Below are 17,968 nucleotides of genomic sequence, written 5' to 3' on the forward strand. Positions count from 1 at the left end.
ACCAGCGCCGGCGCGGTCCGCGTTTCAGAGGGCGAGTGCATAGGTATGGGTGGTGTGCAGCAGCGTGGCGTCGACGCGGCGGGCCATCTGCAAGGTGGCGCCGGCCGCGTCGTTGCAGTGGAAGCGGAAGCGGGGCCCTGCCAGCTTCGCCAGTTGCCGGGCGGCCGCGTCCAGCAACATCAAGGCCGGCCAGCCGTGGCGATGGCCGGGTTGGGTGATCCACAGGTCCACCTCGGGCAATTCCTGGTTCGGCTTGCACAGCAATAAACCGATCAGCTCGCCATCCAGTTCGACCGCCTGCGACAGCGCGGCGTAGGTCGGGTCGGCCAGTGCGGCATCGAAGCGGGCGGCGGCGGTGCCGTGGGGCAGCTGGGCGTAGCTGTCGTACAGTGCGATGGCCTGCGGCAGGTGGCGCGGCGCTAGCGGTATGGCGGCGGCGCCGGCCGGAATGCGGCGGCCTGCGCGCAGGCGTTCGAGCATCAGATTGGTCTGCTGGCAGGCGTTGCGGGTGTCCACCTCAAAGTGCAGCACCGCGCGTTGCGGCACGAAGCCGTTGCGCGCCAGGAACGGCGGCGCGTTGGCGGCGTCCCATTCGCCCCAGGCGTGCAGGTAATCGACGTCCCACTGCCGCAGCGTCCCGCTGAGCGCCGCCAGCAGCGCGCCGCCGACGCCGCGCTGGCGCTGCGATGGCAGCACGAAGATGGCGCCGCGCAATCCGCTGCGCCGCACTTCCCAGGGGATAGCTGAAAATGCCGCCGCGCCGACGATCGCGTGGTCGCCGAGCCGGCGCGCGACCAGCACCGATTCGGCCGCTACGCCCTGGTTGGCGACATGGGGCAGCAAGGCGAAAGCCAGGTCCAGTTCGCCCGGCTGCGCCACGGCGACATGCACCGTCGCCATCGGCGACATTACCTCGCTTTAAACCGGCAGCGCGGCGTCGGTGCGCCGGCCGCGGCCTTTGCGGCGGTAGGCGGCGATGCCGGCCAGGCCGCTGGCCAGCATCAGCAGCGACGACGGCTCTGGTACCGGACTGGTGAAGGCGGCCGCGCCGGCGGCCACTGCGGCGCCGGTATTGTCGTAGCCGTAACCGTTGAATGTCACGATGTACGGGGACGTGGCGACTGTGACTGAGGGGTTGTCCAGGATGGTCACGTCTATCCAGCCGTATTGCGTTTGCTGGCCGCTGGAGAACTGGAACGGCACCAACAAGTTGTTGCCGATATTGTTGTTGGTGATGGTGCTGGCCAGCACCGGCAATTGGCCGCATTGCTGGCCGCCGCCGGGGGAGCCCTTGCCGGTGTTGTTGCAGGGCCCGATGATGCTGCCCACCTGCCGGTTGGTGGTCAGGTCAAGGGTCACCGTCTTCGACATCGCCAGCGACGGCCCGATCAGCGTGCCGGCGGCCACCGAGCTCGCAGCCACGCCTTGGGCGCCGGCCGTGACCGAGCGGTCATACGCGGGGAGCGAGAAGGCCGTGCTGCCGATCCCTCCAATCACGGCCCAGCTCTGGCCGTAGAGTGCCGCATTATTCGCCAGCGAGAAGTCGGTCGTGCCGTTGTGGTCCACATCCACGGCGATAGAGATGAGGGGGGCAGTGCCGATGCCGAACCACAGCCCTCCCAGCGACTGATTGATACCGTCGACCCGTATCACGTCCGCATGCGCCGCCAGCGACGTCAGCGCCAGCAGCGCGGTACCGGCTATTTTTTTGTTCGGCAAGATGTTGGATGGACTAGACATGGCGGCTCTATTTCGGAAAGGGAACAGGGATTGTCATCATTTACACATATGTTGTCAATCAACATATTGTTTCTTGCGGCAATAGTGCGCTTAATATGTTGTGCAATGGTTGTGCAATGCAGCAATGTAACAATTCTTGATAGGTGTAAATTGCTGACTTTAGGTTCAGTAGTGTTGTATTATCTGCCACTTACGCTGTCTTCCTCTGTCACAAAAGAGGGGGACGCCAGCAGAGATTAACCTTTCTGCACTACAATACGGCATTAAAAACAATGAGTTCAGTCGTGGCTAATCTAGTCGAAATCCGTGATTTACACTTCTCCTATGGAAAGCGCTCGATCCTGTCGGGGCTCCAGATGGACTTCCCACGCGGGAAGGTGATCGCAGTGATGGGTGGCTCGGGCAGCGGCAAGACCACGGTATTGCGCCTGATCGGCGGCCAGATCCGCCCGCAGCGCGGCCATGTCAAGGTGCAGGGCCAGATCGTGCACAAACTGAATACGGCCGGCCTGTATCTGCTGCGCCGCAAGATGGGCATGCTGTTCCAGCACGGCGCGCTGTTCACCGACCTGAGCGTATTTGAAAACGTCGCCTTCCCGCTGCGCGAGCATACCGACTTGCCGGAAGAGTTGATCCGCAACCTGGTGCTGATGAAGTTGCACGCCGTGGGCCTGCGCAACGCCGCCAAGCTCAAACCGGGCGAAATCTCCGGCGGCATGGCGCGCCGCGTGGCGCTGGCGCGTTCGATCGCGCTGGACCCGGAACTGATCATGTACGACGAGCCGTTCGCCGGCCTCGACCCGATCTCGATGGGCGTCACCGCCAACCTGATCCGCAACCTGAATACCGCGCTGGGCTCGACCACCGTGCTGGTCTCGCACGACGTCAAGGAATGCTTCGCCATCGCCGACTACGTGTACTTCCTGTCGCAGGGCAAGATCGTCGCGCACGGCACGCCGGCCGACATGATGGTGTCCACCGACCCGTACGTGAAGCAGTTCGTCAACGCCGAGGCCGATGGTCCGGTGCCGTTCCACTATCCAGGCAAGTCCCTGGCCGATGACCTGGGCCTGGGAGTGCAAGTCTTATGACCGTCAAGAACTGGTTGTCCAAGCTGGGCGCGCCGTTGCGCGATTACGTCGAAAGCATAGGCTACGGCGCCCGCACCTTCGCCAACATGCTGGGCGTGTCGCCCGGCCTGCTGCGCCGTCCGGCGCTGTTGATCGAGCAACTGCACTTCATCGGCAACTATTCGATGCTGATCATCACCCTGTCCGGCCTGTTCGTCGGCATGGTGCTGGGCTTGCAGGGTTACTACACGCTGAATAAATACGGCGCCGAGCAGTCGCTGGGCCTGCTGGTGGCGCTGGGCCTGACCCGCGAACTGGGCCCGGTGATCACCGCGCTGCTGTTTGCCGGCCGCGCCGGCACCTCGCTGACCGCCGAAATCGGCCTGATGAAGGCCGGCGAGCAGTTGTCGGCGATGGAAATGATGGCCGTCAACCCGATCCAGCGCGTGCTGGCGCCCCGCTTCTGGGCCGGCGTGATCTCGGTGCCGCTGCTGGCGTCGGTGTTCAGCGCGGTCGGCGTGCTGGGCGGCTGGCTGGTCGGCGTGCAGCTGATCGGCGTCGACGACGGCGCGTTCTGGTCGCAGATGCAGGGCGGCGTCGACGTCTGGAAAGATATTTTCAACGGTTTTGCCAAGAGCGTGGTGTTCGGTATCGCCATCACCTTCATTGCGCTGTACCAGGGCTATGAAGCCCAGCCGACCCCGGAAGACGTGGCGCGCGCCACCACCCGCACGGTCGTGATCTCGTCGCTGATGATCTGGTGGCTGGACTTCATGATGACCGCGCTAATGTTCAGCAAGTAACAGACGCAGCACAAAATACAGTACAAGATAAGAAACTAAGGAATCGCTATGCAACGTAAATCTCTGGATGTCTGGGTCGGTCTGTTCATCGTCGTCGGCGTCGCCGCGCTGATGTTCCTCGCGCTGAAGGCCGGCAACATGGGTTCCATGTCCTTCGGCAAGGTGTATCCGATCACCGCCAAGTTCGACAACATCGGTAGCCTGCGCCCGCAAGCGGCGGTCAAGGCGGCCGGCGTGGTGGTAGGCCGTGTGGGAGAGATCAAGTTTGATGACAAGAGTTACCAGGCACTGGTAACCTTGAACATGGAAGAAGGCTACAAATTTCCCAAAGACAGCTCGGCCAAGATCCTGACCGCCGGCCTGCTGGGCGAACAATACGTGGGCATCGAAGCCGGCGGCGACACCAACAACCTGGGCGCCGGCGACAAGATCGCGCGTACCCAGTCCGCCGCCGTACTGGAAGACCTGATCAATCAATTCATCTACAGCAAAGCTGCAGAGGGAAAGGACAGTAAATGACGTACCGTACTCCGAAATCTCTCCGCAGCGCCGCACTGGCGCTGGGCGTCACCGTGCTGCTGGCCGGCTGCGCCGGCCCGAACCCGCGCGACCCTTACGAGGGCTTCAACCGCGCCATGTTCAGCTTCAACGATACGGTCGACACCTACGCGCTCAAGCCGGCCGCCACGGCCTACCGCAACGTGCTGCCGAACTTCGTGCAGACCGGCGTCAACAACTTCTTCGGCAACCTGGCCGATGCCTGGACCGGCGTCAACAACTTGCTGCAAGGCAAGGGCGAAGCCGGCATGTCGGACGTCACCCGCTTTGCGCTGAACTCCACGCTGGGCATCGTCGGCCTGTTCGACATCGCCTCGGAAGCCGGCCTGCAGAAGCACAAGGAAGACTTCGGCCAGACGCTGGGCACCTGGGGCGTGCCGTCCGGCCCGTACCTGATGCTGCCGCTGCTGGGCCCATCGACCGTGCGCGACACGGTGGCCTTGCCGCTCGATATCAAGGGCGATATTTGGGCCTACAAGGAACCTATCTACATCCGCAACACCGGTACCGCGCTACGCGTGGTCGACCAACGTGCTAACCTGCTCAACGCGACCAGCTTGCTGGAAGACGCCGCGCTGGACCGTTACGAGTTCATCCGCGACGGTTTCCTGCAACGCCGCGAGAGCCAGGTCCATCCTGACGGCGACGACGCTCCGCGCAAGTCGAAGAAGGATGATTCGGCCGAGATCGATGCCAAGCCGGGCACTGCGCCGGTGGCCGCGCAGGTTGCAGCCGCACAAAGTTCTGCCCCCGTGTCATCCGAATCGGCGCCAAAAGAGTTAAACTCTGGCGCACCGGCTGCGACCACCGTCAGCCAGTGACCCCGAAGAACCACACAAAGGTAACGACAACATGAAATTGATCAAACAACTTATCGCTTTAGCAACTGTCGCGCTGGCCGTCAACGCCCACGCGGCCGCCGCGCCGTCCAACGAAGCGCCGGACGTGCTGGTCAAGCGCATCAGCCAGGACGTGATCGAGACGGCCAAGGCCGACAAAGCCATCCAGGCCGGCGACCAGAAGAAAGTGCTCGACCTGGTCGAAAGCAAGATCCTGCCCTACGTCGATTCGCAGCGCATGACCGCGCTGGCGGCCGGCCGCTTCTGGCGCGACGCCACGCCAGAACAGCAAAAAGCGCTGTCGGAACAGTTCCGCACGCTGCTGATCTTCACCTACTCCGGCGCGCTGTCGCAGATTAAGAACGAAACCATCGAATTCAAGCCGATGCGTTCCGACCCGACCGACAACGAAGTGGAAGTGCGTTCGCAGGTCAACGTCGCCCGCGGCGAACCGATCCCGCTGAACTACCGCGTCTCCAAGACCCCGGCCGGCTGGAAGATCTACGACATCAATGTGCTGGGCGCATGGCTGGTCGAGACCTACAAAGGCACGTTCGCTTCCGAAATCAACAAGGGCGGCATTGACGGCCTGATCAAGACGTTGACGGAAAAGAACAAGACGCTGGCCAACAAGCCCCTGAAAACCGTCGCCAAGTAAGCCATAACCAAGCCATCACGCCATGTCTACCGCCGTTTCCGAAGCCATCGACAACTTGCAGTCGCTCACGACCCTGACCGTGCTCAACGCCTCCGCGGCGCTGGAGCGCGGCCTGGCTGCCCTCAAGGCCGGCCAGACCGTGTTCGACCTGCGCCATGTGTTGACGGTGGATTCGGTGGCGGTGTCGGTCATGCTGTCGTGGCAACGCGCCGCCCAGGATGCCGGCGTCAAGCTGGAACTGAAAAACCTGCCGCCGGCGCTGCAAAGCCTGACCAAGCTGTATGGCGTGTGCTCGCTGCTGTTCCCGCCGGACGTCAAGCTGGAGCAGGACGGCGCCGCCGCGCGCAACCCCGCCCACGAGGAATTCGCCCCGGTCGATGCACCGGAGTCCTTCTTCACCAAAAAGACCGGTCTCGCCGACGACCCGGCTTCGCACCACCATCATTGACCCTCGCCCTACCCCCTGCCGCCTGTTGTTCCCCCGGTAAATAGCCAGTCCGGCTCTGCCGATCCGAATTTCCAATATAATTGAACGTTGCCGCTGCCTGAGAGCCGCGGCGCCCGCAGCATCTTCCGCCACGTTTAGGCCACACAGCGCCGGCTCGCGCCGCCGCACCTTACAGATAAGTCAAGCATGACAGCGATCCAAATAAGTAATGTCGAGAAGCGCTACAAGTCGCTCCAGGCACTGGGCGGCGTGTCCCTTTCGATCGAAGAGGGCGAGTTTTTCGGTCTGCTGGGCCCAAACGGCGCGGGCAAGACCACACTGATATCCATCATCGCGGGCCTGATCCGTCCCGACGCCGGCAAGGTCACCATCCACGGCCATGACGTCACCGGCGATTTCCGCGCCGCCCGCAAGAAGCTGGGCGTGGTGCCGCAGGAGCTGGTGTTCGACCCCTTCTTCACCGTGCGCGAGACGCTGCGCCTGCAATCGGGCTACTTCGGCCTGCCGAACAACGACGCCTGGATCGATGAGGTGATGCACAACCTCGACCTGACCAACAAGGCCGACGTCAATATGCGCGCCCTGTCCGGCGGCATGAAGCGCCGCGTGCTGGTGGCGCAGGCGCTGGTGCACAAGCCGCCCGTGATCGTGCTCGACGAGCCGACCGCCGGCGTCGACGTCGAACTGCGCCAGACGCTGTGGAAGTTCATCTCGCGCCTGAACCGCGAAGGCCACACCGTGGTGCTGACCACGCACTACCTGGAAGAAGCGCAAGCCATGTGCAAGCGCGTGGCCATGCTCAAGAGCGGCAAGGTGGTCGCGCTGGACACGATGGCGTCGCTGATACGCCGCATCTCCGGCTCGCAGCTGACGGTCAACCTGGCCGCCGGCGACCTGCCGCAAGACATGCGCCACCTGGTCACGCACCCGGAGCAGTCGGAGCACGGCAAGAAGTACAGCCTGCGCGTCAACGAATACGCTGAAGTCGAAACCCTGCTGGCGCGCCTGCGCGAATCCGGCGCCGTGATCGACGACATGCAATTGCAACAAGCTGACCTGGAAGACATCTTCTTGCAGATCATGGATAAGGGCACCGTATGAACTTCATCTCCACCGGCTTCCGCACCCTGGTCTACAAGGAGACGCTGCGCTTCTGGAAAGTGGCCACGCAAACCGTCGCCGCGCCCATCCTGACCGCGATGCTGTACCTGCTGATCTTCGGCCACGTGCTCGAAGGCCGCGTCACCGTGTACGCGGACGTCAGCTACACCGCCTTCCTGATCCCCGGCCTGGTGATGATGAGCGTGTTGCAGAATGCATTCGCCAACTCGTCGTCCTCGCTGATCCAGTCCAAGATCACCGGCAACCTGGTGTTCGTGCTGCTGACGCCCCTGTCGCACTGGGAGATCTTCTCGGCCTACGTGCTGGCCGCCATGGTGCGCGGCATCGTGGTCGGCTTCGGCGTGTTCGTGGTGACGGCGTGGTTCGCCCACCTGTCGTTCACGGCGCCGCTGTGGATCGTGGTGTTCGCGCTGCTGGGCGCCGCCATCCTCGGCACCATGGGCCTGATCGCCGGCATCTGGGCCGAGAAATTCGACCAGCTGGCCGCGTTCCAGAACTTCCTGATCATGCCGCTGACCTTCCTGTCCGGCGTGTTCTACTCTATCCATTCGCTGCCGCCGTTCTGGCTGACGATCTCGCACCTGAACCCGTTCTTCTACATGATCGACGGTTTCCGCTACGGTTTCTTCGGCCAGTCGGACGTCAACCCGCTGGTCAGCGTGAGCATCGTCTCCGCCTTCCTCGTCGTGTTGGCACTGCTGGCGATTCGTTTGCTGCGCAGCGGATACAGGTTACGCCACTAAGGCGTCATTAATTAAGGACTCATCATGACCACTACTCCAGAACTGATCCACGGCTACCTGAGCGCCGGCCTCGAATGCACCCACCTCGAAGTGGAGGGCGACGGCCAGCACTTCCAGGCCATCATCGTCTCGCCGGCCTTCGTCGGCAAGCGTTTGATCCAGCGCCACCAGATCGTGTACGCCGCGCTGGGCGACCGCATGCGCGAAGAAATCCACGCGCTGTCGATGAAAACCCTCACCCCTGACGAATACCAAGGATAAGCAAGCATGGACAAGCTCCTCATACAAGGCGGCAACCGCCTGAACGGCGACATCAACATCTCCGGCGCGAAGAACGCGGCGCTGCCTATCCTGTGCGCCGGCTTGCTGACGTCGGGCGATGTCGAACTGTCCAACGTGCCGCACCTGCACGACGTGGCGACCATCCTCAAGCTGCTGGGCCAGACCGGCCTCAAAGTGGCGCAGGATGGCGACAAGGTCACGCTCAACGGCAGCGCCATCGACAAGCTGGAAGCCCCGTATGAGCTGGTGAAAACCATGCGCGCATCGATCCTGGTGCTGGGCCCATTGCTGGCGCGCTTCGGCGAAGCCAAGGTCTCGCTGCCGGGCGGCTGCGCCATCGGCTCGCGTCCGGTGGACCAGCACATCAAGGGCCTGCAGGCGCTGGGTGCGGACATCACCGTCGAAGGCGGCTACATCTACGCCAAGTGCAAAAAGCTCAAGGGCGCGCGCATCGTCACCGACATGATCACCGTGACCGGCACCGAGAACCTGCTGATGGCAGCAACGCTGGCCGAAGGCGAGACCGTGCTGGAAAACGCCGCCTGCGAACCTGAAGTGACCGACCTGGCCAACCTGCTGGTGGCGATGGGCGCGAAGATCGAAGGCATCGGCACCAACCGCCTGGTGATCCAGGGCGTCGAAGCTTTGCACGGCGCCAGGCACGCGGTGATCTCCGACCGCATCGAAGCGGCGACCTTCCTGTGCGCGGTGGCTGCCACCGGCGGCGACATCACGATCCGCAACACCCGCGTCGACATCATGGATGCCGCGCTGGACAAGCTGCGCGAGATCGGCCTGCAAATGACCATCGGCGACAACTGGATCCGCGCGCAGATGGACAAGCGCCCTACGCCTGTGACCTTCCGCACCACCGAATACCCGGGCTTCCCGACCGACATGCAGGCGCAATTCATGGCGGTGAACACCATCGCCGACGGCGCCAGCCGCGTGACCGAGACGATTTTCGAAAACCGCTTCATGCACGTGCAGGAGATGAACCGTCTCGGCGCGTCGATTGAAACCGACGGCAACACCGCCTTCATCAAGGGCGTCGAGCAGCTGGTGGGCGCGCCTGTGATGGCGACCGACCTGCGCGCCTCGGCATCGCTGGTGATCGCGGCGCTGACCGCGCGCGGCGAAACGCTGATCGACCGTATCTATCACCTCGATCGCGGCTACGACCAGATGGAAGTAAAACTGTCCGCAGTCGGCGCCAATATCAAACGCATTAAGTAACAGCCACCGTCGCTCCCGCGCAAGCGGGAGCCCATGCTGAGCATCCGAAGTATGGATCCCCGCTTTCGCGAGGATGACGGATAGGATGATAACTAAAGTAGTCAAGCTATCGGACCGTATCATGAGTGCATTTCAAACCAACTCGCAGCTGATCCTCGCGCTGTCGAAGGGACGTATTTTCGAGGACACCCTGCCGCTGTTGGAAGCGGCCGGCATCACCGTCACCGAAAACCCGGAGACTTCGCGCAAGCTGATCCTGTCGACCAACGATCCTGACGTCCGCGTCATCATCGTGCGCGCCACCGACGTGCCGACCTATGTGCAGCACGGCGCGGCGGACTTCGGCGTGGCCGGCAAGGACGTGCTGCTGGAGCACGGCGGCGAAGGCCTGTACCAGCCCATCGACTTGAACATCGCGGCCTGCCGCATGTCGGTCGCGGTGCGCAACGGCTTCGATTACGAGACCGCCGTGCGCCAGGGCGCGCGCCTGCGCGTGGCCACCAAGTTCGTCGAGACGGCGCGCGAGCACTTCGCCAAGAAGGGCGTGCACGTCGACCTGATCAAGCTGTACGGCTCGATGGAACTGGCGCCGCTGGTCGGCCTGTCGGACGCCATCGTCGACGTGGTCAGCACCGGCAACACGCTGCGCGCCAACGACCTGAAGGAAGTCGAAGCGATCATGGAGATCTCGTCGCGCCTGATCGTCAACCAGGCCGCCCTGAAGCTCAAGCGCGCCCGCCTGCAACCGATTATCGAAGCATTCGAACGCGCCTCTAAAAAGTAAAACATCATGTCGATTCAAATTACCAAGCTCGATTCCACCCAAGCCGATTTCAAAAAGTCCCTGGATGCCCTGCTGGCATTTGAAGCGAGTACTGATGAAGCGATCGAACGCGCCGTCGGCGGCATCCTGGCCGACGTCAAGGCGCGCGGCGACGCCGCCGTGCTGGAATACACCAACCGCTTCGACCGCATTCCGAACGGTGGCGCCTCCAGCATGGCCGCCTTTGATATTCCCGAAGCCGAACTGCAAGCCGCGCTGGCCGCGATTCCGGCAGCGCAGCGCGACGCGCTGCACATTGCCGCGCAACGCATCCGCGTATTCCACGAGCGCCAGAAGCAGGAACTGAACGGCTTCACCTACACCGAAGCCGATGGCACGGTGCTGGGCCAGAAAGTCACGCCGCTGGACCGCGTGGGCATCTACGTCCCCGGCGGCAAGGCCGCCTATCCATCGTCGGTGCTGATGAACGCGATACCCGCGCACGTCGCCGGCGTTGAAGAGATCATCATGGTGGTGCCGACTCCGGACGGCGTGAAGAACCAGATGGTGCTGGCCGCCGCCGCGATTGCCGGCGTCACCCGCGTCATCACCATCGGCGGCGCGCAGGCTGTCGCCGCGCTGGCGCACGGCACCGAGACGATCGCACCGGTCGACAAGATCGTCGGCCCCGGCAACGCCTACGTGGCCGCCGCCAAGCGCCGCGTGTTCGGCATCGTCGGCATCGACATGATCGCCGGCCCTTCCGAAATCCTGATCGTCTGCGACGGCACCACCGATCCTGACTGGGTCGCGATGGATTTGTTCTCGCAGGCCGAGCACGACGAGCTGGCGCAAGCCATCTTGCTGTGCCCCGACGCCGACTACATCGCCAAGGTGGAAGCAAGCATCAACAAGCTGCTGCCGACGATGCCGCGCGCGGAAGTGATCCGCACCTCGCTGACCGACCGCGGCGCCCTGGTGAAAGTGCGCGACATGGCCGAAGCCTGCGCCATCGCCAACAGCATCGCCGCCGAACACCTGGAAATCTCGGCCGAGAACCCGCAGCAGTGGGCCGACCAGATCCGCCACGCCGGCGCCATGTTCCTCGGCCGCTATTCGTCCGAATCGCTGGGCGACTACTGCTGCGGCCCTAACCACGTGCTGCCGACGTCGCGCACCGCGCGCTTCTCGTCGCCGCTGGGCGTGTACGATTTCCAGAAACGCTCGTCGATCATTCACGTCAGCGAAGCCGGCGCACAAACGCTGGGCAAGGTCGCGGCGGAACTGGCCTACGGCGAGGGCTTGCAAGCCCACGCCCGCAGCGCGGAGCTGCGCCTCAAATGAGTGAAGCATGGATCAATCAGGTCTTCTGTGAGGATGCGCTGACCGGCCTGGCGCGCATCCCGGACGGTTCCATCGACCTGATACTGACCGACCCGCCGTACAACCTGGGCAAGGACTACGGCAACGACTCCGATTCGCAAACGGTGGAAGAGTACCTGCGCTGGACCGAGCAATGGATCGACGCCGCGCTGCCGAAGCTCAAGCCCAACGGCAGCCTGTACATCTTCCTGACCTGGCGCTTTTCGCCGGAGATCTTCGTGCTGCTGAAAAAGCGCATGACGATGATGAACGAGATTATCTGGGACCGCCGCGTGCCGTCGATGGGCGGCAGCGTGCGCAGCTACTCGTCGGTGCACGACACCATCGGCTTCTTCGTGCGCCGCAAGGATTACTACTTCGACCTGGACTCGGTGCGCATTCCGTACGACGCCGAAACCAAGAAAGCCCGTTCGCGCTCGATCTTCATCGGCGCCAAGTGGCTGGAAGTGGGCTACAACCCCAAGGATTTGTGGAGCGTGTCGCGCCTGCACCGGGAGCATCCCGAGCGCGCCGACCATCCGACGCAAAAGCCGCTGGAGATCATCGAGCGCATGCTCAAGGCCTCGTGTCCGCCGGACGGCGTGGTGCTGGACCTGTTCATGGGCAGCGGCACGACGGCGATCGCCGCCAAGCGATGCGGACGCAATTTCGTCGGTTTCGAACTGAATCCAGATTACTGCGCCATCATCGCAGAACGACTGGCCATGCCGGAGGTGCCCGCACCGCCGGAGAAGAAGAAAAAATCCGCTGTTAAACGAAGTTTAGTCAACTCATAGGAGCCTTAGTAAGATGTCTTCCATCGACACCCTGGTCAACACCACCATCCGCTCCGACGTGCGCGCCATCCATGGCTACCACGTCGCCGACGCGAGTGGTTATATCAAACTGGATGCGATGGAGAACCCTTACCACCTTCCGCATCATCTGCGCGAGGAGCTGGCCAGCCGCCTGGTGGACGTGACGCTGAACCGTTATCCGGTGGCCTCCTACGCCACCATCAAGCAAAGCGTGTGCGCCAGGCTGGGCGTCCCGGCCGGCTACGACGTCATGCTGGGCAACGGCTCCGACGAATTGATCTCGATCCTGTGCATGGGCTGCGCGCTGCAGGACCGCCGCGCCGTGGTGCTGGCGCCGACGCCGTCGTTCGTCATGTACCAGCGCTCGGCGCAGTTCGCCGGCATGGACTACGTCGGCGTGCCGCTCAAGGCCGACCTGACGCTGGATATGCCGGCCATGCTGGCCGCGATCAAGCAGCACAAGCCGTCGCTGGTGTTCCTGTCCTATCCAAACAACCCGACCGGCAACCTGTTCGCCGAAGACGACATCGTCGCCATCATCAAGGCGCTCGACGAGAACGGCGCGGGCCTGGCCGTGGTCGACGAAGCCTACGAGCCGTTCGCGCAGCAGACCTTTATGCACCGCCTGCCGGAATTTAACAATCTTGTGGTCATGCGCACCGTATCGAAGCTGGGCCTGGCCGGCATCCGCCTGGGTTACATGTCGGCGGCGCCGCAATTGCTGGCGGAGTTCGACAAAGTGCGGCCTCCTTACAACATCAACGTGTTGACGCAGGCAGCGGCCGAATTCGCGCTCGACCACGTGGAGGTGCTGAACCAGCAGGCCACCGCTTTGCGCGCCGCACGCGCCGATCTGGCGGCTGCATTGGCCGCTATGCCCGGCGTCGAGGTCTTCCCCTCGGCGGCGAATTTTATCTTGATACGGGTGCCAAATTCCGACGATGCCTACGCGAAACTGCTGTCTCGCAAGGTATTAGTCAAAAATGTAGGTAAAATGCACGATGTGCTGGCCAATTGTTTGCGTATCACGGTCAGTACCCCGGAAGAGAATTCCACCTTCCTCGATGCGTTCGCCGCATCGCTGGCATCCTAACGTTATAGCCATCGCCATCGCGAGCCCTTCATGAACCGCACCGCAGAAATCATCCGCAACACCAACGAGACGCAAGTCCGCGTTTCCATCAACCTTGACGGCACCGGCCAGCAAAAGCTGAACACCGGCGTGCCCTTCCTGGACCACATGCTGGACCAGATCGCCCGTCACGGCCTGTTCGACCTGGACGTGGAAGCCACCGGCGACATCCATATCGACAACCACCACACGGTGGAAGACGTCGGCATCACCCTCGGCATGGCCGTGGCCAAGGCCATCGGCGACCGCAAGGGCATCGTCCGCTACGGCCACTCGTATGTGCCGCTGGACGAGGCGCTGTCGCGCGTGGTGCTGGATTTCTCCGGCCGTCCAGGCATCGAGTACCACATTCCGTTCACGCGCGCGATGATCGGCACCTTCGACGTCGACCTGACGCTGGAATTCTTCCGCGGCTTCGTCAATCACGCCCTGGTCACGCTGCACATCGATAACCTGCGCGGCACCAACGCCCACCATCAATGCGAAACCGTGTTCAAGGCCTTCGGCCGCGCGCTGCGCATGGCGTCCGAGCTGGACCCGCGCGCCGCCGGCACGATCCCGTCGACCAAGGGCAGTCTGTAACGAGTTTGCACACCACACATCATGAAAAAAATCGTAGTAGTTGATTACGGCATGGGTAATCTGCGCTCGGTCGCGCAGGCCCTGCGCGCCGTCGCGCCCGAAGCCAATGTGCTGATTTCCGGCGAAGTGGCCGACATCGAATCCGCCGACCGCATCGTGCTGCCCGGCCAGGGCGCCATGCCGGACTGCATGCGCAGCCTGCGCGAGTCCGGCGTCCAGGAGGCGCTGCTGGTGGCCGCCAAAACCAAGCCGCTGATGGGCGTATGCATCGGCGAGCAGATGCTGTTCGACGTCAGCGAGGAAGGCGATGCCGCCGGCCTCGGCCTGTTGCCGGGCAAGGTGGTGCGCTTCCAGCTGGACGGCCAGGTCCAGGAAGACGGCTCGCGCTTCAAGGTGCCGCAAATGGGTTGGAACCAAGTCCACCAAAACGCGTCTCACCCGATGTGGCAGGACATTGCCGACAACAGTTACTTCTATTTCGTGCACAGCTATTTCGCCCAGCCTGAGCGGACCGAGCACACCGTCGGACAAACTGTCTACGGTGCGGCGTTCAGTTGCGCCGTCGCCCGTGATAATATTTTTGCTACCCAGTTCCACCCGGAGAAAAGCGCCGCGGCCGGATTGCAGTTGTACAAAAATTTCGTTCACTGGAACCCTTGATTTCATTTACCCCTTAAATCTACTGAAACCATCATGCTGCTCATTCCTGCCATCGACCTCAAAGACGGTCACTGCGTTCGCTTGAAACAAGGCGATATGGAACTCGCCACCGTATTCTCCGAAGACCCGGCCGACATGGCCCTGCACTGGCTCAAGCAAGGCGCGCGCCGCCTGCACCTGGTCGACCTGAACGGCGCCTTCGCCGGCAAGCCGAAGAACGAAGGCGCGGTCAAGGCCATCCTGAAAGTGGTGCAGGAATACGCCGAAGAAAACGACCTGGACGAAATCCCCGTGCAGCTGGGCGGCGGCATCCGCGACCTCGACACCATCGAGCGCTACCTGGACGCCGGCATCAGCTACGTCATCATCGGCACCGCCGCGGTCAAAGAACCGGGCTTCCTGCACGACGCCTGCGGCGCCTTCCCGGGCCACATCATCGTCGGCCTGGACGCCAAGGACGGCAAGGTCGCCACCGACGGCTGGAGCAAGATGTCCGGCCACGAAGTGATCGACCTGGCCAAGAAGTTTGAAGCCTACGGCGTCGAATCGATCATCTACACCGACATCGGCCGCGACGGCATGATGGGTGGCGTGAACATCGAAGCCACCGTCAAGCTGGCGCAAGCGGTCAAGATCCCGGTCATCGCGTCGGGCGGCCTGCACAACCTGGGTGACGTCGAAGCGTTGTGCGCTGTCCAGGACGAAGGCATCGAAGGCGTGATCTGCGGCCGTTCGATTTACGAAGGCACCATCGACCTGGCTTCGGCCCAGTTGCGCGCGGATGAACTGAGCGGCGACCTGGAAGTCGACTCGGAAGAAAACTAAAGTTAAATACCATGCTCGCTAAACGCATCATCCCCTGCCTGGACGTGACCAACGGCCGCGTCGTCAAAGGCGTCAATTTCACCGAGCTGCGCGACGCCGGCGACCCGGTGGAAATCGCCCGCCGCTACGACGAGCAGGGCGCCGACGAACTGACCTTCCTCGACATCACCGCCACCAGCGACAACCGCGGCCTGATCCTGGACATCATCGAAGCCGTCGCTTCGCAGGTGTTCATCCCGCTGACGGTGGGCGGCGGCGTGCGCGAAGTGGCCGATGTGCGCCGCCTGCTCAACGCCGGCGCGGACAAGGTCAGCATGAACTCGTCGGCGGTGTCGAATCCGCAGCTGGTGTTCGACGCCTCGCAAAAGCACGGCTCGCAATGCATCGTGGTGGCGATCGACGCCAAGCAGATTGCGCCGGGCAAGTGGGAAGTGTTCACCCACGGCGGCCGCAAGGCCACCGGCATCGACGCCATCGAATGGGCCAGGAAAATGGAACAGCTGGGCGCCGGCGAAATCCTGCTGACCAGCATGGACCGCGATGGCACCAAGTCCGGCTTCGACCTGGGCCTGACGCGCGGCGTGTCCGACGCGGTCGGCATCCCGGTGATCGCCTCGGGCGGCGTCGGCGGCCTGCAGGACCTGGCCGACGGCATCAAGCTGGGCAAGGCCGACGCGGTGCTGGCGGCCAGTATCTTCCACTACGGCCAGCACACCGTGCAAGAAGCCAAGCGCTTCATGGCGCAGCAGGGCATTCCGATGCGCCTGGCGTAGTTTCATAACAGTTGGGAAAGCAAGATGTCGATCACCGCAAGCGCCTTGGCCAAGGCTAAATGGCTGAAGAAAATCCAGTGGGACGAGCACGGCCTGGTGCCGGTCATCGCCCAGGAAGCTGGCAGCAACGATGTGCTGATGTTCGCCTGGATGAACCGCGACGCGCTGGCCAAGACGGTCGAGCTGGGCGAGGCCGTCTACTGGAGCCGCTCGCGCAAGAAGCTGTGGCACAAGGGCGAGGAGTCCGGCCACGTGCAAAAAGTGCTGGAGATCCGCCTCGACTGCGACGAGGACGTGGTGCTGCTGAAGATCGAGCAGGCCGGCGGCATCGCCTGCCATACCGGCCGCCATTCCTGCTTCTTCCAGAAGTTCGAGGGCGACGCACTGGAAGGCGACTGGCAGAACACCGAGCCGGTGCTGAAAGACCCGTCGGAGATCTACACCCCCGCCACCGTGGCGAAAACCAAAGCAAAGAAATCGACATGAGCACTATCCTGGACCGCCTGGCCGACATCATCGAGTCGCGCAAACTGGCCAACGGGGGCGATCCCGCGACGTCCTACACCTCCAAGCTGTTCGCCAAGGGCGACGACGCCATCCTCAAGAAGATCGGCGAGGAAGCCACCGAAACCGTGATGGCCGCCAAGGATGCGCGCGCCGGCGGCGACAGCGGCAAGGTGCTGTACGAGGTGGCCGACTTGTGGTTCCATACGCTGGTGCTGCTGGCCCAGTTCGATCTGAAGCCGCAGCAGGTGCTCGACGAGCTGGCGCGCCGCGAAGGCGTGTCCGGCATCGACGAAAAAGCCGCTCGCAAGGAATAATTCCCCCATTTACGGAGTCGTTGTGGAAAACTGCCTGTTTTGCAAAATAGCCGAAAAGAAAATCCCCTCAGCCATCGTCTACGAAGATGAAGACCTGCTGGCCTTCAAAGACATCAACCCGGCCGCGCCGGTGCATTTGCTGGTGATCCCGAAGAAACATTTCGCAACCTTGTCGGATTGCAGCGCCAACGAAGCGCCGCTGCTGGGCAAGATGCTGGCGCTGGCCCCCCGTCTGGCAGAGGAAGCCGGCTGCGCAGTCGGCTATGATGCGGACGGCTCGCCGACCGGCGGTTACAAGACGCTGATTAACAGTGGTCCGAATGGCGGCCAGGAGGTGTACCATTTACACCTGCACGTAATCGGCGGCCCACACCCTTGGCGCGGACAACGCTAATCCGGCTTAGCACGATGGCGTTATATCGATAGCCGCATGACATCTACATGACAGGCTGCGGTTCGCTTATACTGTTGCAGCAGTTCTCGAATCAACGGATAAATTGGGCGCATGCGCCTTGCAAGGGGAATATGATGGGTTCATTCAGTATTTGGCATTGGTTGATCGTCCTGGTGATTGTGATGTTGGTTTTCGGCACCAAAAAACTGGGCAATATGGGTTCGGACATCGGCAAGGCCGTTAAAGGCTTCAAGGATGGCGTCAAGGGCGACGAAGACAAGCCGGCCGCTCCTGCCGCTCCCGGCACCATCGACGTCGACGCTAAAGAGAAGAAGTAAG

24 protein-coding genes are annotated in these 17,968 nt (G+C 62.7%); 22 read left to right on the forward strand and 2 right to left on the reverse strand.

Features of this window, described 5'->3' with window-relative positions:
• Positions 1 to 24: 24 nt before the first annotated feature.
• Together V6M89_RS14700 and V6M89_RS14705 are read right to left on the reverse strand one after the other, a co-directional pair.
• Positions 25 to 909 (reverse strand): GNAT family N-acetyltransferase, encoded by an 885-nt coding sequence (locus tag V6M89_RS14700; protein ID WP_332853859.1) that lies wholly within the window; start codon positions 907 to 909, stop codon positions 25 to 27.
• Positions 910 to 918: 9 nt separating this feature from the next.
• Positions 919 to 1,740: a PEP-CTERM sorting domain-containing protein gene (locus V6M89_RS14705; protein WP_332853860.1), complete on the reverse strand. Its 822-nt coding sequence runs from the start codon at positions 1,738 to 1,740 to the stop codon at positions 919 to 921.
• Between the two features lie 272 nt (positions 1,741 to 2,012).
• Between V6M89_RS14705 and V6M89_RS14710 the strand changes: the two genes are divergently transcribed.
• The 22 genes from V6M89_RS14710 (at position 2,013) to tatA (ending at position 17,967) form a co-directional block, all read left to right on the forward strand.
• Positions 2,013 to 2,831, forward strand: a complete 819-nt coding sequence (locus tag V6M89_RS14710) for an ABC transporter ATP-binding protein (protein WP_116991398.1) — start codon at positions 2,013 to 2,015, stop codon at positions 2,829 to 2,831.
• Positions 2,828 to 3,613 (forward strand): lipid asymmetry maintenance ABC transporter permease subunit MlaE, encoded by a 786-nt coding sequence (gene mlaE / locus V6M89_RS14715; RefSeq protein ID WP_332853861.1) that lies wholly within the window; start codon positions 2,828 to 2,830, stop codon positions 3,611 to 3,613. Before V6M89_RS14710 ends, mlaE begins: the two co-directional genes overlap by 4 nt.
• Positions 3,614 to 3,661: 48 nt before the next feature.
• On the forward strand, positions 3,662 to 4,132 hold the full coding sequence (gene mlaD / locus V6M89_RS14720; protein WP_332853862.1) for an outer membrane lipid asymmetry maintenance protein MlaD: 471 nt from the start codon (positions 3,662 to 3,664) through the stop codon (positions 4,130 to 4,132).
• Positions 4,129 to 4,992, forward strand: coding sequence for an MlaA family lipoprotein (locus V6M89_RS14725; RefSeq protein WP_332853863.1), 864 nt, complete (start codon positions 4,129 to 4,131; stop codon positions 4,990 to 4,992). The genes mlaD and V6M89_RS14725 overlap by 4 nt, the downstream gene beginning before the upstream one ends.
• A 31-nt stretch (positions 4,993 to 5,023) precedes the next feature.
• Positions 5,024 to 5,668, forward strand: coding sequence for an MlaC/ttg2D family ABC transporter substrate-binding protein (locus V6M89_RS14730; protein WP_332853864.1), 645 nt, complete (start codon positions 5,024 to 5,026; stop codon positions 5,666 to 5,668).
• Between the two features lie 22 nt (positions 5,669 to 5,690).
• The gene (locus V6M89_RS14735; protein WP_332853865.1) at positions 5,691 to 6,116 is read left to right on the forward strand and encodes an STAS domain-containing protein; all 426 of its coding nucleotides are present in this window, start codon (positions 5,691 to 5,693) and stop codon (positions 6,114 to 6,116) included.
• Between the two features lie 186 nt (positions 6,117 to 6,302).
• Entirely contained in the window at positions 6,303 to 7,217 is a 915-nt protein-coding gene (locus V6M89_RS14740) for an ABC transporter ATP-binding protein (RefSeq protein ID WP_332853866.1), read from the forward strand.
• Positions 7,214 to 7,981, forward strand: a complete 768-nt coding sequence (locus tag V6M89_RS14745; RefSeq protein WP_332853867.1) for an ABC transporter permease — start codon at positions 7,214 to 7,216, stop codon at positions 7,979 to 7,981. Before V6M89_RS14740 ends, V6M89_RS14745 begins: the two co-directional genes overlap by 4 nt.
• A 24-nt stretch (positions 7,982 to 8,005) precedes the next feature.
• Positions 8,006 to 8,242: a BolA family protein gene (locus V6M89_RS14750; RefSeq protein WP_070267817.1), complete on the forward strand. Its 237-nt coding sequence runs from the start codon at positions 8,006 to 8,008 to the stop codon at positions 8,240 to 8,242.
• 6 nt (positions 8,243 to 8,248) lie between these two features.
• On the forward strand, positions 8,249 to 9,499 hold the full coding sequence (gene murA / locus V6M89_RS14755; RefSeq protein WP_332853868.1) for a UDP-N-acetylglucosamine 1-carboxyvinyltransferase: 1,251 nt from the start codon (positions 8,249 to 8,251) through the stop codon (positions 9,497 to 9,499).
• Positions 9,500 to 9,620: 121 nt separating this feature from the next.
• Positions 9,621 to 10,283: an ATP phosphoribosyltransferase gene (gene hisG, locus V6M89_RS14760; protein ID WP_332853869.1), complete on the forward strand. Its 663-nt coding sequence runs from the start codon at positions 9,621 to 9,623 to the stop codon at positions 10,281 to 10,283.
• Positions 10,284 to 10,289: 6 nt separating this feature from the next.
• Positions 10,290 to 11,606 carry a histidinol dehydrogenase gene (hisD, locus tag V6M89_RS14765; RefSeq protein ID WP_332853870.1) on the forward strand — a complete coding sequence of 439 codons (1,317 nt, stop codon included), beginning with the start codon at positions 10,290 to 10,292 and terminating at the stop codon, positions 11,604 to 11,606.
• A complete protein-coding gene (locus V6M89_RS14770; RefSeq protein WP_332853871.1) occupies positions 11,603 to 12,421 on the forward strand; it encodes a DNA-methyltransferase in 819 nt (272 codons plus the stop codon). Before hisD ends, V6M89_RS14770 begins: the two co-directional genes overlap by 4 nt.
• 13 nt (positions 12,422 to 12,434) lie before the next feature.
• Positions 12,435 to 13,535 (forward strand): histidinol-phosphate transaminase, encoded by a 1,101-nt coding sequence (gene hisC, locus V6M89_RS14775; RefSeq protein WP_332853872.1) that lies wholly within the window; start codon positions 12,435 to 12,437, stop codon positions 13,533 to 13,535.
• Positions 13,536 to 13,565: 30 nt separating this feature from the next.
• Positions 13,566 to 14,156 (forward strand): imidazoleglycerol-phosphate dehydratase HisB, encoded by a 591-nt coding sequence (hisB, locus tag V6M89_RS14780; protein ID WP_008443061.1) that lies wholly within the window; start codon positions 13,566 to 13,568, stop codon positions 14,154 to 14,156.
• 21 nt (positions 14,157 to 14,177) lie between these two features.
• Complete coding sequence (hisH, locus tag V6M89_RS14785) at positions 14,178 to 14,816, forward strand: imidazole glycerol phosphate synthase subunit HisH (protein WP_332853873.1); 639 nt, start codon at positions 14,178 to 14,180, stop codon at positions 14,814 to 14,816.
• 33 nt (positions 14,817 to 14,849) lie between these two features.
• Positions 14,850 to 15,641, forward strand: coding sequence for a 1-(5-phosphoribosyl)-5-[(5-phosphoribosylamino)methylideneamino]imidazole-4-carboxamide isomerase (hisA, locus tag V6M89_RS14790; protein ID WP_116991410.1), 792 nt, complete (start codon positions 14,850 to 14,852; stop codon positions 15,639 to 15,641).
• A gap of 11 nt (positions 15,642 to 15,652) precedes the next feature.
• On the forward strand, positions 15,653 to 16,414 hold the full coding sequence (gene hisF, locus V6M89_RS14795; RefSeq protein WP_332853874.1) for an imidazole glycerol phosphate synthase subunit HisF: 762 nt from the start codon (positions 15,653 to 15,655) through the stop codon (positions 16,412 to 16,414).
• A gap of 24 nt (positions 16,415 to 16,438) precedes the next feature.
• Positions 16,439 to 16,900 carry a phosphoribosyl-AMP cyclohydrolase gene (gene hisI / locus V6M89_RS14800; RefSeq protein WP_116991412.1) on the forward strand — a complete coding sequence of 154 codons (462 nt, stop codon included), beginning with the start codon at positions 16,439 to 16,441 and terminating at the stop codon, positions 16,898 to 16,900.
• Positions 16,897 to 17,235: a phosphoribosyl-ATP diphosphatase gene (locus tag V6M89_RS14805; protein ID WP_116991413.1), complete on the forward strand. Its 339-nt coding sequence runs from the start codon at positions 16,897 to 16,899 to the stop codon at positions 17,233 to 17,235. The genes hisI and V6M89_RS14805 overlap by 4 nt, the downstream gene beginning before the upstream one ends.
• Positions 17,236 to 17,257: 22 nt before the next feature.
• Entirely contained in the window at positions 17,258 to 17,629 is a 372-nt protein-coding gene (locus V6M89_RS14810) for a histidine triad nucleotide-binding protein (protein WP_332853875.1), read from the forward strand.
• Between the two features lie 134 nt (positions 17,630 to 17,763).
• Complete coding sequence (gene tatA / locus V6M89_RS14815; protein ID WP_332853949.1) at positions 17,764 to 17,967, forward strand: Sec-independent protein translocase subunit TatA; 204 nt, start codon at positions 17,764 to 17,766, stop codon at positions 17,965 to 17,967.
• Position 17,968 lies beyond the last annotated feature (1 nt).

This window comes from Duganella sp. S19_KUP01_CR8 (genome assembly GCF_036688705.1).
Lineage (GTDB): Bacteria > Pseudomonadota > Gammaproteobacteria > Burkholderiales > Burkholderiaceae_D > Rugamonas.

What these genes read in the sequence shown, in the direction of transcription:
- V6M89_RS14700 (WP_332853859.1), bottom strand. Translation starts at nt 909, where the DNA reads ATGTCGCCGATGGCGACGGTGCATGTCGCCGTGGCGCAGCCGGGCGAA.
- V6M89_RS14705 (WP_332853860.1), bottom strand. Translation starts at nt 1,740, where the DNA reads ATGTCTAGTCCATCCAACATCTTGCCGAACAAAAAAATAGCCGGTACC.
- V6M89_RS14710 (WP_116991398.1), top strand. Translation starts at nt 2,013, where the DNA reads ATGAGTTCAGTCGTGGCTAATCTAGTCGAAATCCGTGATTTACACTTC.
- mlaE (WP_332853861.1), top strand. Translation starts at nt 2,828, where the DNA reads ATGACCGTCAAGAACTGGTTGTCCAAGCTGGGCGCGCCGTTGCGCGAT.
- mlaD (WP_332853862.1), top strand. Translation starts at nt 3,662, where the DNA reads ATGCAACGTAAATCTCTGGATGTCTGGGTCGGTCTGTTCATCGTCGTC.
- V6M89_RS14725 (WP_332853863.1), top strand. Translation starts at nt 4,129, where the DNA reads ATGACGTACCGTACTCCGAAATCTCTCCGCAGCGCCGCACTGGCGCTG.
- V6M89_RS14730 (WP_332853864.1), top strand. Translation starts at nt 5,024, where the DNA reads ATGAAATTGATCAAACAACTTATCGCTTTAGCAACTGTCGCGCTGGCC.
- V6M89_RS14735 (WP_332853865.1), top strand. Translation starts at nt 5,691, where the DNA reads ATGTCTACCGCCGTTTCCGAAGCCATCGACAACTTGCAGTCGCTCACG.
- V6M89_RS14740 (WP_332853866.1), top strand. Translation starts at nt 6,303, where the DNA reads ATGACAGCGATCCAAATAAGTAATGTCGAGAAGCGCTACAAGTCGCTC.
- V6M89_RS14745 (WP_332853867.1), top strand. Translation starts at nt 7,214, where the DNA reads ATGAACTTCATCTCCACCGGCTTCCGCACCCTGGTCTACAAGGAGACG.
- V6M89_RS14750 (WP_070267817.1), top strand. Translation starts at nt 8,006, where the DNA reads ATGACCACTACTCCAGAACTGATCCACGGCTACCTGAGCGCCGGCCTC.
- murA (WP_332853868.1), top strand. Translation starts at nt 8,249, where the DNA reads ATGGACAAGCTCCTCATACAAGGCGGCAACCGCCTGAACGGCGACATC.
- hisG (WP_332853869.1), top strand. Translation starts at nt 9,621, where the DNA reads ATGAGTGCATTTCAAACCAACTCGCAGCTGATCCTCGCGCTGTCGAAG.
- hisD (WP_332853870.1), top strand. Translation starts at nt 10,290, where the DNA reads ATGTCGATTCAAATTACCAAGCTCGATTCCACCCAAGCCGATTTCAAA.
- V6M89_RS14770 (WP_332853871.1), top strand. Translation starts at nt 11,603, where the DNA reads ATGAGTGAAGCATGGATCAATCAGGTCTTCTGTGAGGATGCGCTGACC.
- hisC (WP_332853872.1), top strand. Translation starts at nt 12,435, where the DNA reads ATGTCTTCCATCGACACCCTGGTCAACACCACCATCCGCTCCGACGTG.
- hisB (WP_008443061.1), top strand. Translation starts at nt 13,566, where the DNA reads ATGAACCGCACCGCAGAAATCATCCGCAACACCAACGAGACGCAAGTC.
- hisH (WP_332853873.1), top strand. Translation starts at nt 14,178, where the DNA reads ATGAAAAAAATCGTAGTAGTTGATTACGGCATGGGTAATCTGCGCTCG.
- hisA (WP_116991410.1), top strand. Translation starts at nt 14,850, where the DNA reads ATGCTGCTCATTCCTGCCATCGACCTCAAAGACGGTCACTGCGTTCGC.
- hisF (WP_332853874.1), top strand. Translation starts at nt 15,653, where the DNA reads ATGCTCGCTAAACGCATCATCCCCTGCCTGGACGTGACCAACGGCCGC.
- hisI (WP_116991412.1), top strand. Translation starts at nt 16,439, where the DNA reads ATGTCGATCACCGCAAGCGCCTTGGCCAAGGCTAAATGGCTGAAGAAA.
- V6M89_RS14805 (WP_116991413.1), top strand. Translation starts at nt 16,897, where the DNA reads ATGAGCACTATCCTGGACCGCCTGGCCGACATCATCGAGTCGCGCAAA.
- tatA (WP_332853949.1), top strand. Translation starts at nt 17,764, where the DNA reads ATGGGTTCATTCAGTATTTGGCATTGGTTGATCGTCCTGGTGATTGTG.